Source organism: Neorhizobium sp. LjRoot104 (assembly GCF_964253725.1).
Lineage (GTDB): Bacteria > Pseudomonadota > Alphaproteobacteria > Rhizobiales > Rhizobiaceae > Neorhizobium.
The window spans coordinates 2,377,746-2,394,032 of record NZ_CAXURS020000001.1; the positions used below are offsets into that span (position 1 = coordinate 2,377,746).

The window sequence follows — 16,287 nt, forward strand, 5'->3', positions numbered from 1 at the left end:
GGATCGCCATGATGGCACCGAATAGCATGCCTATGCCGGAAGCGTCTGAGGACAAGGATGCCCGTTCCCTTGATACTGCTGAAATGATCGACCGGCTCGCGACGGAAATGCGCGCGAGAACCGGCGGTGAACTTCCCCATTCCTTTTATGTAGACCAGGTGAAGCGCCAGTTTGCCGGCAAGTCGGTCGCCACCTCGGCCGCCAATGACGAACCGGCCCGGGAACGGGGTAATGAACAGGCTTCCGTCTTCCACGCCTGGGCGCTTTCCGAGTAAGCGTCGGGAACGGTCGTCGTAGCTTCCGAGTTATCGGAATGGGGCCGGCAGATGTGAGGAGATGTCCGCCGCCTCCATTCCAACGTCAACAGGAGGAAATGTCATGCGACTGTTCGAATGCGGGACCCTCGTGCCCGGTTGCCAGTGGCATACCCGTGCCGACGAGGACGCCGAGGTCGTCCGCCGCGCCGTGGACCATCTGCGCATGGTGCACGGGGAAGAGATAATCCGCGAAACCATGGTCGAGAACATCAAGGCGCGCATTCGCGACGAAAACGGCGCGGCCGCGGCCTGAGTATCGAGGCGGTCGGCCGCCCTGCATAGAGCGCTCGCGCCCGGCGTCGCCGCGACAGGCCGCCTGATGTCAAAGCGAGCTGCGGATCATATCCTCCAGCCGGGCGGTCAGCGCCGCCCGGTCCAGGGCGAAATTGCGCTCCACCCAGAAGTCTTCCAGCTCCTTCAGAATTTCTCCGACCCGCTTGCCGGCCGGCACGCCCGCGGCGACGATATCGCCACCGCCGAGCGGAAAGACCGGCTTCTTGTAGTTCTCAGCCCTCTTCAGCAGCACCGACAGCCGCGCGGACTTGCGCATCGCCGCGGGATCGCCCTCGGCCGCAGTTCGCGCAGAGGCCAGAGCCAGCCTCAGCCGCATGACCAGCCCCTCCGCGCCATGGCGGTAAAGCAGCCGGTCGAAGCCGACATCCGTCACCTCGTCGGGCGGCACCGGCGCATTTGCCCAGGCGGCAAGCCTGGCAGCTTCCGCGTTCGACATCCTGAGCCGCTTCGCGAGCCCATCCAGCCGCTCCGCATCCGGCGGCACGATCGCCGCCAGCCTCAGAAGCGGGTCGGGCGTCCAGCCGAGCGACTTTTCAGCCGCTACGAGGCCGTGGATACCGTCGATACCCCACTTTTCCGTCTCGGGCAGGACTTCGGTGAGCACCCCCGCCTGCCGCATCCAGAGCAGCGCCCGGGAGGGATCGAGGGCGGACAGCAATTTCTTGGTTTCGGCCCAGATGCGCTCGGCCGACAGGGTCGAAAGCCTATCCTTGGCCCGGGCGCAGGCCCTCAGGCCATCCGCATCCGGCCGGCCGGACCCGTAATGGGCAAAGAAGCGGAAGAAGCGCAGGATGCGCAGGTAGTCCTCGGCGATCCGCTCCGCCGCCTCGCCGATGAAGCGGACCGTGCGCGTCTCGATATCCGGCAGTCCGTTCACAAGGTCGATCACTTCGCCTTGACCGTCAGCATAAAGCGCGTTGATCGTCAGGTCCCGCCGTTCCGCATCCGCCTGCCAGTCAGTGCCGAAGGCGACCTTGGCGCGCCGGCCGTCGGTCTCCATATCGCGACGCAACGTCGTGACTTCGAAACCATGGCCGTCGATGACCAGCGTCACCGTGCCGTGCTCGATGCCGGTCGGCACGGCCCTGATACCGGCCGTCACCGCCCGCTCGACCACCTTTTCCGGACGTAGCGTGGTGGCGACATCGACATCGGCGACGGGAAGCCCCATCAGCGCATTGCGCACCGCGCCGCCCGCCACGCGCGCCTCGCCGCCATCGGCATTCAGCAAGGTCAGGATGCGCTGCAGCGCCGGATCTTTGAACCAGGCCTCGTCGGCTACACTGGTCATGCATAAAGCCTTTCATAGAGCGTGCGCAGAATGCCCGCGGTAATGCCCCAGATGTTTCGTTCCTCGTAGGGCATCACGTAGAAATGCCGCTCCGTGCCATCCCATTCGCGGCTGCCGCGCTGGTGGTTCGCCTCATTCATCAGGAAGGACAGCGGCACTTCGAAGACCTCGTCCACCTCGGTCGGGTTGGGCGTGATCTCGAAACCGCGCCTGACCACCGAGAGCACCGGCGTGATGCGGAACCCGGTCGCCGCGTAATAGGTCGGCAGCCGCGACAGGGTTTCGACGAAGGCGCGGTCGAGGCCGATCTCTTCTTCCGCCTCCCGCAGCGCCGCCTGTTCCGGCGACCGGTCCTCCGGGTCAATGCCGCCGCCCGGAAAGGCGATCTGTCCCGAGTGCTGGCGCATCGTCGATGTCCGCTGCGTCAGGATCACCTTCGCCTCGTCGCCGTCATCGACAACGGGCACCAGCACGGCCGCATCCTTCAGCTTCAGCCCCGCGGCGAAATCGACCAGCGTCGGATTGAGCAGGTGGTCGCCATGATCGCGCCAGGCGTGGTCGATGGGCCCGCCATTCTGGTTCAGTGCCCGGCGGCGGAAATCGCCGGCCGAAAAAAGGGGAAAGTCACTCATTGCGATAAGGCGTCCAGTTCGGCCTCGGGCATCACGGGAAAGACCTCCGTTCCGGAGCGAACGGAGAACATCGAAACCCCGTCTATCACGATCGCCTCGCCGAGTTCCACGAGATCGTACATGACAGCCCGCGAGACCAGCGCCTCCAGCCGGCCGCGTACCAGGACATAGGGTTTCAGCTCGCGGTTTTCGCCTGATATCTCGAAGCGCAAGGGGTGCTCCGCCCCCGCCTCGACCACATCACCGACATTTGTCCTGAACGTGAGGACCGGTCGGCCTTCACGCTGCGTCACCTGCATCTCGACCGCCAGAAAAGGTGCGTCCACGACCCGGATGCCGACCTTTTCCACAGGTGTTACGAGATAGGTCCGGCCGTCTTCATCCCTGCGCAGCACCGTCGAAAACAGCCGCACCAGCGGTGCGCGGCCGATCGGCGTGCCCATGTAGAACCAGGTACCGTCGGCACGGATTTCCATATCGATATCGCCGCAAAAGGGTGGATTCCATCGCTCGACAGGCGGCAAACCGCGCTTTCCGTCGCCGGTTTGCTCGGAAGCGCGTGAAATCAGGGCCGCAAGCCCTGCGGCATCGGGTGCCGAATTTATCGTTTGCGCTGCCATCTTTCAGTCCCGGTTCGTCCGTAAGCATTCACCACAGCATTTGTTCCTCACGAGATAGTCATTCGATACGTGCTTGTCAGCCATGTTTCGGGGAATAAGTTTGATGGGATAAGCCGGATGCTGCGATGCAGCGATTCGACGCCGGGACATGAATAAGTCCGGCCTTGGAAAGCCAGCCGGTTTCTGAGTGCCTGCCGGTTCTGGATGCCAGCCGGTTCTGGATGATGGAGAGCGACATGGGCCTGATGAATTCCACCGATACCGTCCTCGATGAGAAAGCCATCATCGCCGCCGCCGAAATGGCCCTTTCCGACATCGCCGCCATCCGCACCGAGATCGCCAAAGTGATCTTCGGCCAGGAAAAGGTGGTCGAAAACACGCTGCTGGCGGTTCTCTCCGGCGGTCACGCGCTGCTGGTCGGCGTCCCCGGCCTTGCCAAGACCAAGCTCGTCACCACGCTCGGCACCGTGCTCGGCCTCGGCGCCAACCGCATCCAGTTCACCCCCGACCTGATGCCTTCGGATATTCTCGGCTCCGAAGTCATGGATACGGACGATGCCGGCCGCCGCTCCTTCCGCTTCATCAAGGGCCCGGTCTTCGCCCAGCTGCTGATGGCCGACGAAATCAACCGCGCCTCGCCGCGCACCCAGTCGGCGCTGCTGCAGTCCATGCAGGAATATCACATCACGGTCGCCGGCCAGCGTTACGATCTGCCCGCCCCCTTTCACGTGCTCGCGACCCAGAACCCGCTGGAGCAGGAAGGCACCTATCCGCTGCCCGAAGCGCAGCTCGACCGCTTCCTGCTGCAGGTCGACGTGCTTTATCCGGAACTGGCCGCCGAGCGGCAGATCCTGCTCGAAACCACCGGCCTTTCGGAATCCAAGGCGCGCGGCGTCATCGACGCTGCCCGTCTTCAGGAAATCCAGGTGCTGATCCGCCAGATGCCGGTCAGCGACAAGGTGGTCGATGCGATCCTGTCGCTGGTGCGCTCCGCCCGGCCCGGCCATGGCAATGCCCATACCGACAAGCACGTCGCCTGGGGTCCCGGCCCGCGCGCCGGCCAGTCGCTGATGCTGACGGCCCGCGCCCGCGCCCTTTACGAAGGCCGCCTCGCTCCGTCGCTCGACGACGTCTATGCGCTTGCCGAACCGGTGCTCGAACACCGCATGGCGCTGACGTTTGCGGCGCGCGCCGAAGGCATGTCGGTCCGCGACGTCATCGCCGGTCTGGTGAAGCAGGCCCGCGGCTAAGTCCGCCGGCTAGAAAGGATAATGCGTGGCATCCACCATTGGCCAGATCGTAGAGCAGACACCGAGTAGCGAACTCCTCTCTCGAGCCCAGGCCCGCGCGACGCTGGTGCCGGACTGCATGGTGGAAGCCAAGCGCATCGCCAACACCGTGATCGCCGGCTGGCATGGACGCCGCAAGCGCGGCATCGGCGAAAATTTCTGGCAGTTCCGGCCCTATGCCGAAGGTGAAAGCCTGTCGCGCATCGACTGGCGCCGCTCCGCCCGCGACGACCATACCTATGTGCGCGAACGCGAATGGGAAGCTGCCCACACCGTCTGGCTCTGGGCCGACATGTCGCCGTCGATGATGTACAAGTCGACGCTCGCGATCGCCTCCAAGGAAAGCCGCGCGCTGGTGCTGATGCTGGCGCTGGCCGAGATTCTCGCCCGCTCCGGCGAACGGATCGGCTGCCCGGGCATCATGGAACCGGTATCGGCCCGCAACGCCGCCGAGCGGCTGGCGGCCTCGATCATGCACGCGCCGCTGACCACCGGCCTGCCGGATACCGCGATGATCCGCGGCCATAGCGACATCGTGCTGATCGGCGATTTCCTCGACGACGCCGACCGGGTGATGGACCGCATCACCCCGCTCGGCCGCCGCGGCCTGCGCGGCCATGTGGTCGAGATCGCCGATCCGGCCGAGGAGACATTCCCCTATACCGGCCGCACCGAATTCACCGATCCGGAAACCGGCGAAAAGCTCGTCTCCGGCCGCGCCGAGATGATCCGCGAGGATTACCAGCGCGCCTATTTCGCCCGTCGCGATGCGCTGGGCGAATCGCTGCGCCGTCTCGGCTGGAGTTTTGTCTTCCATCGGACCGATCACCTGGCCTCCGAGGCGCTGGTCGCCGTGCATGGTTATCTCTCAGGCCTGCCGGCGCAAAAGCCGGGCGGAGGCAGGTCATGAGCGCGCTCATTTTCGCAAATCCCGCCATTCTCTTCGGCCTTATCGCGCTGCCGGTCATCTGGTGGCTGCTCAGGCTCACACCGCCGCGCCCGAAGGCGGAAGTCTTCCCACCGCTGCGGATCCTGGCAACGGTCCTGAAGCGCGAGGAAACCCCGTCGAAGAGCCCCTGGTGGCTGACGCTGCTGCGCATGCTTCTCGCCGCTGCCGTGATCCTGGCGATCGCCGACCCGGTGATGAATCCGCGCGTCAATTCGCTGAATGCCAACGGCCCGCTGGTTGTCGTCGTCGATAACGGCTGGGCGACCGCTGCCGACTGGGAGCGCCGCGTCCAGACCGCCAACCTCCTGATCGACGATGCCGAAGGCGCCGACGTGCCGGTCTCGATCACCTTCACAGCCGACGCCAGCCATGAGGCCGTTCCCGGCACGCCAGCCGCTGCCCGCGACAAGCTGACGGCCGCCAGCCCGAAGCCGCTGGTTCCGGATCGCGCCCGCGCCGCCCAGGCCGTGAGCGAAGCCATGAGAGGCACCCGCCCGGGCACGCTCGCCATCCTTTCCGACGGCATGACGGCGGCGGGCGACAACGAAGCCATGTCGACGTTCGCAGCCCTCTCGCCCGCCGAAATGCGTCTGATCGAAGGCGACGGCCACAGCGCCGTGGCCCTGACCGACGCCGTGAACAACGCCGCCGCCATGTCGGTGACGGCAACGCGTCTTTCGACCGCCTCGGCGCAGCAATTGAACGTCAATGCGCTGGACGCCCAGGGGCGCGCGCTCGCCTCCGGCGCGCTCCGCTTCGATGCGGGTGCAGCGACCGCCACCGCCGAGATCACCTCGCCGTTCGAACTGCGCAACGATTTCGCGCGGCTGAGCATCGATGGGCTGGCCACCGCCGGCGCAGCACATCTCCTCGATGACGGCTTCAAGCGCCGCCGCGTCGCACTTCTCGCCGGTGAAAGCGGCAGCGATTTCCAGCCGCTTCTGCAGCCGCTCTACTACATCAGCCGCGCGCTCCTGCCCTATGCGGATGTCATCCAGCCGAACACCGCCGATCTTGCGGTCGCCATTCCGCAGATCCTGCAGGGCAACCCGTCCGCCATCATCCTCGCCGATGTCGGCCGCCTGCCCTCCGAAACCTATGCGCCGCTGCAGCGATGGATCGCCCAGGGCGGCACGCTGATCCGCTTTGCCGGACCGCGGCTTGCCGCGGCCCCCGCAGATGATCCGCTGGTGCCGGTCATCCTGCGCCAGGGCGAACGCGCGCTCGGCGGCGCCATGTCCTGGTCGGAGCCGCAGTCGCTTGCCGATTTCCCGAGCTTCGGACCCTTCGCCGGCATGCCGCGCGCCGCCGACATCACCGTCACCCGCCAGGTTCTCGCCGAACCGACGCCGGATCTTGCCGAGCGCACCTGGGCAAGCCTTGCCGACGGCACACCTCTTGTCACCGAAAAGGAGGTCGAGGCCGGCCGCATCGTGCTCTTCCATACGAGCGCCGAGGCGACCTGGTCCAACCTGCCGCTGTCGGGCAATTTCGTCGAAATGCTCCGCCGCCTCGTGCAGCTCGCCCGCGCCGGCGGTGCCGCATCGTCCGGAGGGGCGACTGACGCTACCGCTGCGACGCTGGCTCCCTACCGGCTGCTCACCGCCGACGGGATCCTCACCACGGAGACCGGAACGGCGCGGCCGATCGCGATTGCCGCCAACCAGGTGCCGGTCGCGAGCTTCGACCACCCGCCAGGCCTCTACGGCACCGAGGACGGTTTTACCGCCGTCAACCTGCTGGCGCCCAAAACCGTGATCGCCCGCTTCGATCCGACCACCGCCGGCCGGCCGCTGGTGCGCGAAGGCCTTGCGGGCGGGCAAGCCGTGTCGCTCCGCCCCGCCCTTTTCGCCGCCGCCTTTGCAATGCTGATCCTCGACAGCCTCGTGGTGCTGTTCATGAACGGCGCCTTCTTCCGTGTTCCTGGCCGTCGCCGGACAGCCGGCAATGCCGCGGCGGTGATCGCCGCCCTCGCCTTCGGCCTCTTCGTCTTCATGCCGGGCCAATCGCAGGCGCAGGAAATGGCGCCCGGGGCCGGCGCCAAGCCCGGCGACGAGCAGATCCTGGAACGGCTCGATACCACCCACCTCGCCTATGTCACGACCGGCGAACAGGATGTCGATCGGATTTCCGAACAGGGCCTCGAAGGTTTGAGTCAATTCCTGACCTATCGCACGACGCTGGAACCCGGCGCCCCGGTCGGCCTCGACATCACCAAGGACGAGCTCTCCTTCTATCCGATCATCTACTGGCCGATCTCCGCGACCGCCCCGATGCCCAGCCAGGCGGCAATCTCCCGGATCGACGCCTATATGCGCAACGGCGGCACTGTCCTCTTTGATACTCGCGACCAGTATTCGTCGCTCGACGGCGGCGGCACCACGCCGAATGGCGAGCGCCTGCAGGCGATCCTGGCCAATATCGACATCCCGCCGCTGGAGCCGACGCCGACCGACCACGTGCTGACCCGCTCCTTCTACCTGCTCACCAATTTCCCCGGCCGCTATACCGGCGGCCCGCTCTGGGTCGAGGCACGGCAGGAAGCCAAGAATACCGGCGCCCAGCTCTCCTCCAGCGGCGACGGCGTCACTCCGCTGCTGATCACCGGCAACGACTTCGCCGGCGCCTGGGCAGTCGACAGTCAGGGCGGGCCGGTTCTGCCGACCGTGCCCCCGGACGAGATGCAGCGCGAATACGCCTACCGTTCCGGCGTCAACATCATGATGTACATGCTGACCGGCAACTACAAAGCCGACCAGGTGCATGTCCCGGCGCTGCTTGAGCGGCTTGGGCAGTGAGGGGATAGTCGCCATGGTCCTTAGCCCCTCATCCGGCTGCCGCCACCTTCTCCCCGCACGCGGGGAGAAGGGATATGCCGCACCGTCGCCGTTCCCCCTCGCCCCGCCTGCGGGGAGAGGGTGCGCCGAGCGAAGCGGAGGCGGGGTGAGGGGCGAACCTCGCGCAATGCTTCTGGCCCATGAAGGGAAGCCCTCATGACCATCGAATTCGCACCGTTCTTCTCCTGGCCGATCCTTGCCGCCCTCGGTGTTTTCGCGCTGATCCTCGCCGGCCTCGGCTTCTGGCGCGGCATCCGTGGCGCCGCTTTGCGTACGCTGGCGCTCGCCGCCCTTCTGCTTGCGCTCGCCAACCCGACGCTGCTGCAGGAGGATCGCGACCAGCTTTCGACCGTGGTGCCAATCATCGTCGATCGTTCCCAGAGCCAGGAGACCGCCGAGCGCAAGGAACAGACCGACGAGGCGCTTGCCAGACTCCAGGACCGTTTCTCCCGCTACCCGCGCATCGAGACACGCATTGTCGAGGTCGATGACGACGGCGATTCCGATACGCCCTCCACCAAACTTTTCACCGCCTTGCGTTCGGCGATCTCCGATGTGCCGCCGGCTCGTATCGGCGGCGCGGTTTTCCTCACCGACGGCCAGATCCACGACCTGCCCGGCATCAACCAGGACCTCGGCTTCAACGCCCCCGTCCACGGGCTGATCACCGGCAAGCCGGGCGAGTTCGACCGCCGTGTCGAGGTCGTCCGCGCTCCCCGCTTCGGCATTGTCGGCGAGGAGCAGGAACTGACGCTTCGGGTCTTCGACGATGGCCGCACCGGCGGCGGCCCCGCCCAGGTCACCGTGCGCATGAACGGCCAGCAGACCGCGACGCTGCGCGCCACGCCCGGCCAGGAGACGCCGTTCTCCTTCACGGTTCCGCGCGGCGGCAACAATGTCATGGAATTTTCGGTCGCCGAGCTTCCCGGTGAGGTGACGACCGCCAACAATCGCGCCGTCCATGTCATCGACGGCATCCGCCAGAATTTGCGCGTCCTGCTCGTCTCCGGCGAGCCGCATGCCGGCGAGCGTGCCTGGCGCAACCTTTTGAAGTCCGACGCCTCCGTCGATCTCGTCCACTTCACCATCCTGCGCCCACCGGAAAAGCAGGATGGCACGCCGATCAACGAACTGTCGCTGATCGCCTTCCCCACCCGCGAACTGTTCGTCGAGAAGATCAAGGATTTCGACCTGATCATCTTCGACCGCTACAAGCACCGCGGCGTGCTGCCGATCCTCTATTACGATTACATCGCCCAGTACGTGAACAACGGCGGCGCGCTGTTGATCGCCGCAGGCCCCGAGCATGCCGGCGAGGATTCGATCGCCTCGACGCCGCTCGAACAGGTCCTGCCGGCCGCGCCGACCGGCGAGGTCCACAGCGCCGCCTTCTATCCCCACCTCTCGCCGGAGGGCGAAAAGCATCCCGTGACCCGCGGCCTCGACGGTTCCAATGCCAACCCGCCTGCCTGGGGCCGCTGGTTCCGCACCATCGATGTCGATACGCCGCAGGGCCAGACCGTCATGGAAGGCGACGGCGACCGGCCGCTGCTCGTGCTCAACCGCCAGGGCGAAGGCCGAGTCGCCATGCTGCTCTCCGACCAGGGCTGGCTCTGGGCCCGCGGTTTCGAAGGCGGCGGCCCGCACGTCTCGCTCTATCGCCGCATCGCCCACTGGCTGATGAAGGAGCCGGAACTTGAGGAAGAAGCGCTGACCGCCCGCGCCGTCGGCCGCACGCTGGAAGCGACCCGCCAGACGATCGGCGACGATCCTGGCCCGGCGACGATAAAATACCCGTCCGGCCGCACCGAGACCGTGCCGATGACGTCAGCCGGCCCCGGCCAGTACCGGCTGGAACGCCGCATGGAAGAGACCGGCCTGTTCGAGGTCACCAACGGCCAGTTCTCGACGCTCGTGCATGTCGGGACCGTCGATGCCCCGGAATTCAAGGCGATGATCTCGACCGAAGCGACGCTGAAACCCTATGCAGACAAGACCCGCGGCCTCGTCACCCGCGTCGCATCCGGAGACGGTATCTCGCTGCCGGATATCCTGCCGGTGCGCGGCGAAGTGCGCGTCAACGATCCCGACCGCATGGTCATCCGCATGACCGACGAGACGGTGCTGCGCGGCATCAACACGCTGCCGCTGTTTGCCGGTTTCGCCGGCCTCTCCGCCCTGCTCTTCGCAGTCGCGGCGATGTGGTGGCGCGAGGGTCGCTGAGGCATGACGCAGCTTGAGCTTGACGTAACCGCCTCGCCCGCGCCCGAAGAACTGGCCGTGATCGGCGAAGGACTGACAGCCTTCAACGACGCGGATGTCGGCCCCTCCGAGCGCAAGCCGCTCGCCGTGCTGATCCGCGACGCCGAGGACAAGGTGATCGGCGGGCTTTCCGGCTATACGGCCTGGGGCTGGCTCTTCACCCAGTGGCTGTTCATCCCCGACGCGTTGCGGGGTGAAGGCATGGCCGGCAGGTTGCTGGCCCAAGCCGAGGAGGAAGCCCGCGCCCGCGGCTGCCACGGCGCCTGGATCGACACCTTCAGCCCGGTCGCCCGCAACGCCTATATGCGCCAGGGCTACGAGATCTTTGGCGAACTTCCCGATTTTCCGAAGGGCCGCACCCGCACCTTCCTCAGGAAAGCTCTGTAGCTTATCCGTTCGCTCCGAAAATGGGGACGAAGAATCGCCGCATGGATATCGACCTGACACTGACCGAGGGCATGAGCGCCGACGAGGAGGACTTTATCCTCGAACGGCTGAGGACCCACAACGTCATGGCCTTCGGCCCGAGTAACCGGCAGGAACTGGCAGTGCCGCTGCGGGACGAGGGCGGCAATCTCATCGGCGGACTGACCGGCTATACCGGCCGCGGCTGGCTCTATGTGTCGATGCTGTACATCCCCGACGAGCTGCGCGGCCGCGGCCTTGCCGCCCGCATGCTCGACATTGCCGAGGCCGAAGCCAAAGCCCGGGGCGCGGTCGGCGCCTATATCGACACGATGAATCCCGCCGCACTCAAGCTCTATCTCAAGCAGGGTTATACCGAGATCGGCACGTTGAATGGCCTCGAAGGAGGCCATTCGGTGACGTGGCTGCAAAAGCGGTTCTGAGCTTAAGCCAGGGAGACCTGGCGCGTTTCCGCATTGATCATCGTGGCGGCGATCGCCGCGATCACCAGCAGGCCGGCAAAGATACCGATCGTCAGGCCGAGGCCCTGCACCACGACATAACCGACCAGCGATGGCGCGAGCAGGCCGCCGAGGCGCGCCATGGCGCCGGCAGCACCCATGCCGGTCGCGCGCGACGCGGTCGGATAGAGTTCCGGTGTATAGGCGTAAAGCGCACCCCAGGTGCCGAGCAGCGCAAAGCTCATGATCAGCAGCGCCGCTCCGACCAGGAAGGCACTCGGTGCAACGACAAACTTCAGGCAGCCGAGCGCCGAGAGCAGACAAAAACCGATCAGCGTCGGTTTGCGACCCCATTTCTCCACGCCATAGGCGGCAAGCGCATAACCCGGGATCTGGGCAAGTGCGACCAGAACCAGAAAGCCGTAGCCGCGTACGAAACCGAAGCCCTCGCCAGCCAGCCTGGCCGGCATCCAGGTGAAGACGCCGTAATAGGAAACCGAGACTAGGAACCAGATCGCCAGGATCATGATGCTGCGCTGGCGCAACTCGCCCGAGAAAATGCCGGTCGCCTTGACCGGCGGCGGCGGGACAAGGCTGGTGCCTGCCCCGAGCTGCGGATGACCGTTGACCACAAGCATCCGATCGACGATCGCCCTCGCCTCCTCGTTGCGGCCCGAGCGCATCAGATAAAGCGGCGATTCCGGCACCAGGAAACGCAGGCCTATGCCGGCGATGGCCGGAATGGCGGTGACCGCGAAGATATAACGCCAGGCATCCGCGACACCGGCGAGGCTTGCGGCCCAGGCGGCAAGCGCCACGATCAGCGTTCCGATCGCCCAGAAGCCTTCGAGCAGGACCAGCCAGCGGCCGCGGTTCCTGGCGGGCAGGAATTCCGCCATCATCGCATAGTCGACCGGCAGCGTGCCGCCGACGGCAGCGCCGGTCAGGAAGCGCAGGAGAAGCAGGATGGTGAAATCCGGGGCGAAGATGGAGAGCGTCCCGAACACCGCATCGCAGGCAACGGTAACGATCAGCACCCGCCGCCGGCCGATCCGGTCGGCGAGCCTGCCGAAACCGAGCGCGCCGAGCAGCATGCCGAGGAAGAAGGCGGTGCCGGTCTGCAGCGCCTGCGGCACGGTGAGGCCGAAGGTCGCCGCGATCGAGGCGGCAGTGAAACCGACCGCCAGAACCTGCATCGCGTCGGCCGTCCAGACGAGACCGAAAACGCCCATCAGCCGCCGCTGATAGGTTCCCGCTCCGGCGCGGTCGAGCGCCTCGTCCATGGTGATTGCTGTCATGCGCCCGGTCCCTCGCCTCGACGAATCGCCCGGCCGGCTCTTCGCCGACCGATCCATCATCTGCTTAAAGGAAATGGCCTATTCGCGCCAGCCGATGACGCCTTTGAGCCGCGCATGCGCGTCGGCCGCGATCGGCACGACCAGAACCCGGCCGGGATCGACAGGGCCTGGGAATTCCAGCGCGCCATAGGCGACCTTCTCAAACCCGAGCGGGCCGTAATAGGGCGGATCGCCGACCAGAATGACGGCTTCCGAACCCTGGCGCCTCGCCGCTTCGATGGCGATCCGCACCAGTTCCCGGCCGATGCCCTGGTTCTTGTGCGACGGCCGGACCGCAAGCGGCCCGAGCAGGTGGCCCTTCACCGAACCGGCATAAACCGGCGTCATCCGGACCGAGGCGATCGTTTCGCCGTCGTCGGCGCAGATGAAGGAGAGCATCCGGTCATGCGGCCCCTGCTCGCGGATGCGGGCGGCGGCGCGGGTATGGCGCCCGGGGCCGAAAGCTTCCGCATTGATGAGTTCGATGACCTCATCATGGGACGCATCTTCCGTGAGATAAACGAGTTCGTGCTTGTAGAGGTCGTGCTGAGACATGAAGGACCGAAGCCGTAGATTGAGAGCGGACAGGACAAGGGATCTCGATGACGCGTGTAAGCGTCTTGGTCGATGATCAGCGTCGTCGCAGTGCCCGTACTTCGGTCATGGAAAAAGGTTCTCCAAATTTCGGAAAGCGAAGTAGCAGGAAAATTTCTGATCGTCCAATGCAAAAACACAGCGTTCATAAAATCCCGGCTCGCAATCCGGTGGGGCTGCCGTATCTATTGCGGCAACGAACACGAAGGAGATCACCATGGGCAGGCTCGTCGAGGGAAAATGGCAGGACGTCTGGTACGACACCAAGGAAAACAAGGGTCATTTCAAGCGGGCCGAATCGCAGTTCCGCAACTGGGTGACCGCGGACGGTTCCGCCGGCCCCTCGGGCAGGCAAGGCTTCAAGGCTGAGGCCGGGCGCTACCATCTCTATGTTTCCTATGCCTGTCCCTGGGCGCACCGGACGCTGATCTTCCGCAAGCTGAAGAAGCTCGAAGACCTGATCTCCGTTTCGGTCGTCGATTACCTGATGCTGGAAAACGGCTGGGAATTCAGGAAACGCGACGGCGCCACCGGCGACGACCTGTTCGGCTCGGACTATCTGTACCAGATCTATCTGAAGGCGGACCCGAACTATTCCGGCCGCGTCACCGTGCCCGTCCTGTGGGACAAGCTGGAGAACACGATCGTCTCGAACGAGAGTTCGGAAATCATCCGCATGATGAACAGCGCCTTCGACGGCCTGACCGGCTCGACGGCGGATTTTTATCCGCAGGCACTGCGCGGCGAGATCGACGACCTCAACGCCATCATCTACGACACGGTCAACAACGGCGTCTACAAGGCCGGTTTCGCGACCGCCCAGGAAGCTTACGAGGGCGCCGTCACCCGGCTGTTCGAAACGCTCGACATGCTGGAAAAGCGCCTCTCATCCAGCCGTTACCTTTTCGGCGATACCACGACCGAAGCCGACTGGCGCCTGTTCACCACGCTCTTGCGCTTCGATCCAGTCTATGTCGGCCACTTCAAGTGCAACATCCGCCGCATCGCGGACTACCCGAACCTGTCAGGCTATCTCGCTGATCTCTATCAGCAACCGGGGGTCGCCGAGACCTGCAACCTGTTCCACATCAAGCACCACTATTATGAGAGCCACAGGACCATCAACCCGACCGGCATCGTCCCCGTCGGCCCGGTGGTGGATCTCGATGCGCAGCATGGGCGGGAGAAGATGAAGCGGGCGGCGTGAGGTTTTCCCCGGGAGATGGTGCGGCATCTCCGCCCCTCATCCGCCTGCCGGCACCTTCTCCCCGCAAGCGGGGCGAAGGACCCGAGCGGCAAGCTCGCTGCCCCAAACCAAAGCTTGAGGTTGGGGCAAAACGGGGCGGCATCTGCCCTTCTCCCCGTCAGAACGGGGAGAAGGTGCCGGCAGGCGGATGAGGGGCAGCCCTTGCTCGCCGCCTCAACACGCGCCCTCACCAGTAATCCGCCCTCTCCGCCTCCCCGCCCAGTTCCCGCAGCCGCCGCAACGTCGCCGCGGTCGTATCCTGCGGCAGCGCACCGAGCGCAAAGAACCCGCTCTCGGCAATCTCCCGGTCCGGCAAACGCGGCGCGGTCTGTTCCACCGTAACCCGATAGAGCAGCACGTGGTCCCGCTTGCTGACATTGCGGTTGTAGTAGGCGTGGAAAAGCTCGATCTCGCCGCGGATCTCGAGGTTTCCCTCCTCGCGCAGCTCCTTGCGCAGCGCGTCGAGCGCCGTCTCCCCGCGCTCCACGCCGCCACCCGGCATGTACCAGCCGGGCACATAGGTGTGGCGGACGAGGAAGATGCGGCCCTCGCCGTCGAAGCAGGCGGCGCGCACCCCGAGCGTCATGCCGCGCGTCAGCTTGAAGACGCGGTGCAGCAGCCAGACGACGATCCGGGTGCGCAAGCCGCGGATTTCCGGCACCCCTTCGCCGCTCATTCATAACTCCGGGAGCGTCCAGAAAATCGATAACGATTTCTTCGCTCATGCGTTATGTGTGCGCCATGTTCAAATTCGCGCATATTTCCGACATCCATCTGGGGCCGCTTCCAAAACTCTCGCTTCGTGAGCTTTTCTCGAAGCGGATCACCGGGTTTGTGAACTGGCACCGCAATCGGCGCAAGCACCTTTTCGTCAATACGCTCGACCTGCTTTTGAGCGATTTGAAGACACGCGAACCGGACCAGCTCTTCATCACCGGTGATCTCGTCAACCTCGCGACCAAGATCGAGACACGGCTTGCCGGCGAATGGCTGCGCACCATCGGCGACCCCTATGACACGACCGTCGTGCCCGGCAACCACGACGCCTATGTGCCCGGAGCGCACGACAAGTCGGTCAACGAGTGGTACCCCTTCATCAAGAGCGACGACGACCCGGCAGACTGGCCGGAGGAGGACCATATCTTCCCGACAATGCGCCGGCGTGGCCCGCTCGCCATCATCGGCTGCTCGACTTCCAATGCCACTTTGCCCTTTTCGGCATCGGGTTATTACGGCTCGCGGCAGGCCCGCGAGACGGTCAACCTGCTGAAGAAGGCAGGAGACGAAGGCCTCTTCCGGGTGGTGCTGATCCATCATCCACCGATCCGCGGCGCCGCATCCTCGCACAAGCGCATGCTCGGCATCCGCCGTTTCGCCGCGGCGATCTCCACCGGCGGCGCGGAACTGGTGCTGCACGGGCATACACATCTCAACACGCTCTACTGGCTGCGAAGCCATACCGGCAACGTGCCGGTGGTGGGCATCGCTTCGGCCTCCCAGGGACCGGGCGGACACAAGCCGCGCGCCGCCTACAATCTCTTCACGCTTTCCGGTGAGCCCGGCGCCTGGAACCTTCTTTGCGACCGTTATGGCCTCACCGAACGGGGCGACGGCGTTACGCTCGACAACAGCCGGCTTCTCTACGGTGAAGAGCCGGCGACGATGTCGATTCCGCAGGTCGCGAGAATGTTGTAGAATCAATGGCGTGATTGTTGCGGAATCGCCACAATCCCGTCATAGCTATGAGTTCGTT

The 16,287-nt window shown here is 65.3% G+C and carries 16 protein-coding genes; 10 read left to right on the forward strand and 6 right to left on the reverse strand.

The window, feature by feature from the left end; all coding sequences use genetic code 11:
- The first annotated feature begins 8 nt into the window (after positions 1-8).
- Together ACSQ8R_RS12090 and ACSQ8R_RS12095 are read left to right on the forward strand one after the other, a co-directional pair.
- Positions 9-275, forward strand: a complete 267-nt coding sequence (locus ACSQ8R_RS12090) for a hypothetical protein (protein ID WP_436253575.1) — start codon at positions 9-11, stop codon at positions 273-275.
- Between the two features lie 103 nt (positions 276-378).
- On the forward strand, positions 379-570 hold the full coding sequence (locus ACSQ8R_RS12095; protein WP_436253576.1) for a DUF1059 domain-containing protein: 192 nt from the start codon (positions 379-381) through the stop codon (positions 568-570).
- A 69-nt stretch (positions 571-639) separates the two neighbouring features.
- On the opposite strand, the gene ACSQ8R_RS12100 is transcribed toward ACSQ8R_RS12095, so the two are convergent.
- Genes ACSQ8R_RS12100 through ACSQ8R_RS12110 form a run of 3 tightly spaced genes read right to left on the reverse strand, consistent with a single transcriptional unit; the run spans position 640 to position 3,154 of the window.
- Positions 640-1,902, reverse strand: a complete 1,263-nt coding sequence (locus ACSQ8R_RS12100) for a CCA tRNA nucleotidyltransferase (protein ID WP_436253577.1) — start codon at positions 1,900-1,902, stop codon at positions 640-642.
- Positions 1,899-2,534 (reverse strand): CoA pyrophosphatase, encoded by a 636-nt coding sequence (locus ACSQ8R_RS12105; RefSeq protein ID WP_436253578.1) that lies wholly within the window; start codon positions 2,532-2,534, stop codon positions 1,899-1,901. Before ACSQ8R_RS12105 ends, ACSQ8R_RS12100 begins: the two co-directional genes overlap by 4 nt.
- Complete coding sequence (locus ACSQ8R_RS12110) at positions 2,531-3,154, reverse strand: DUF1285 domain-containing protein (protein WP_436253579.1); 624 nt, start codon at positions 3,152-3,154, stop codon at positions 2,531-2,533. The genes ACSQ8R_RS12105 and ACSQ8R_RS12110 overlap by 4 nt, the downstream gene beginning before the upstream one ends.
- Before the next feature lie 236 nt (positions 3,155-3,390).
- On the opposite strand from ACSQ8R_RS12110, the gene ACSQ8R_RS12115 reads away from it, so the two are divergent.
- The 6 genes from ACSQ8R_RS12115 (at position 3,391) to ACSQ8R_RS12140 (ending at position 11,339) form a co-directional block, all read left to right on the forward strand.
- Positions 3,391-4,404 carry an AAA family ATPase gene (locus ACSQ8R_RS12115; RefSeq protein WP_436255453.1) on the forward strand — a complete coding sequence of 338 codons (1,014 nt, stop codon included), beginning with the start codon at positions 3,391-3,393 and terminating at the stop codon, positions 4,402-4,404.
- Positions 4,405-4,429: 25 nt separating this feature from the next.
- Positions 4,430-5,353: a DUF58 domain-containing protein gene (locus ACSQ8R_RS12120; protein WP_436253580.1), complete on the forward strand. Its 924-nt coding sequence runs from the start codon at positions 4,430-4,432 to the stop codon at positions 5,351-5,353.
- A complete protein-coding gene (locus ACSQ8R_RS12125; protein WP_436253581.1) occupies positions 5,350-8,190 on the forward strand; it encodes a DUF4159 domain-containing protein in 2,841 nt (946 codons plus the stop codon). The genes ACSQ8R_RS12120 and ACSQ8R_RS12125 overlap by 4 nt, the downstream gene beginning before the upstream one ends.
- Positions 8,191-8,385: 195 nt before the next feature.
- A complete protein-coding gene (locus ACSQ8R_RS12130) occupies positions 8,386-10,452 on the forward strand; it encodes a hypothetical protein (protein ID WP_436253582.1) in 2,067 nt (688 codons plus the stop codon).
- A gap of 3 nt (positions 10,453-10,455) precedes the next feature.
- The gene (locus ACSQ8R_RS12135) at positions 10,456-10,878 is read left to right on the forward strand and encodes a GNAT family N-acetyltransferase (RefSeq protein ID WP_436253583.1); all 423 of its coding nucleotides are present in this window, start codon (positions 10,456-10,458) and stop codon (positions 10,876-10,878) included.
- 41 nt (positions 10,879-10,919) lie between these two features.
- On the forward strand, positions 10,920-11,339 hold the full coding sequence (locus ACSQ8R_RS12140; protein WP_436253584.1) for a GNAT family N-acetyltransferase: 420 nt from the start codon (positions 10,920-10,922) through the stop codon (positions 11,337-11,339).
- 2 nt (positions 11,340-11,341) lie between these two features.
- On the opposite strand, the gene ACSQ8R_RS12145 is transcribed toward ACSQ8R_RS12140, so the two are convergent.
- Both ACSQ8R_RS12145 and ACSQ8R_RS12150 read right to left on the reverse strand, forming a co-directional pair.
- Complete coding sequence (locus ACSQ8R_RS12145; protein WP_436253585.1) at positions 11,342-12,655, reverse strand: MFS transporter; 1,314 nt, start codon at positions 12,653-12,655, stop codon at positions 11,342-11,344.
- 78 nt (positions 12,656-12,733) lie between these two features.
- On the reverse strand, positions 12,734-13,249 hold the full coding sequence (locus ACSQ8R_RS12150; RefSeq protein WP_436253586.1) for a GNAT family N-acetyltransferase: 516 nt from the start codon (positions 13,247-13,249) through the stop codon (positions 12,734-12,736).
- A 256-nt stretch (positions 13,250-13,505) separates the two neighbouring features.
- Between ACSQ8R_RS12150 and ACSQ8R_RS12155 the strand changes: the two genes are divergently transcribed.
- The gene (locus ACSQ8R_RS12155; protein ID WP_436253587.1) at positions 13,506-14,495 is read left to right on the forward strand and encodes a glutathione S-transferase family protein; all 990 of its coding nucleotides are present in this window, start codon (positions 13,506-13,508) and stop codon (positions 14,493-14,495) included.
- Between the two features lie 226 nt (positions 14,496-14,721).
- On the opposite strand, the gene ACSQ8R_RS12160 is transcribed toward ACSQ8R_RS12155, so the two are convergent.
- Positions 14,722-15,210, reverse strand: coding sequence for an NUDIX domain-containing protein (locus ACSQ8R_RS12160; protein WP_436253588.1), 489 nt, complete (start codon positions 15,208-15,210; stop codon positions 14,722-14,724).
- Between the two features lie 65 nt (positions 15,211-15,275).
- Between ACSQ8R_RS12160 and ACSQ8R_RS12165 the strand changes: the two genes are divergently transcribed.
- Positions 15,276-16,229: a metallophosphoesterase family protein gene (locus ACSQ8R_RS12165; protein ID WP_436253589.1), complete on the forward strand. Its 954-nt coding sequence runs from the start codon at positions 15,276-15,278 to the stop codon at positions 16,227-16,229.
- Positions 16,230-16,287: the final 58 nt, after the last annotated feature.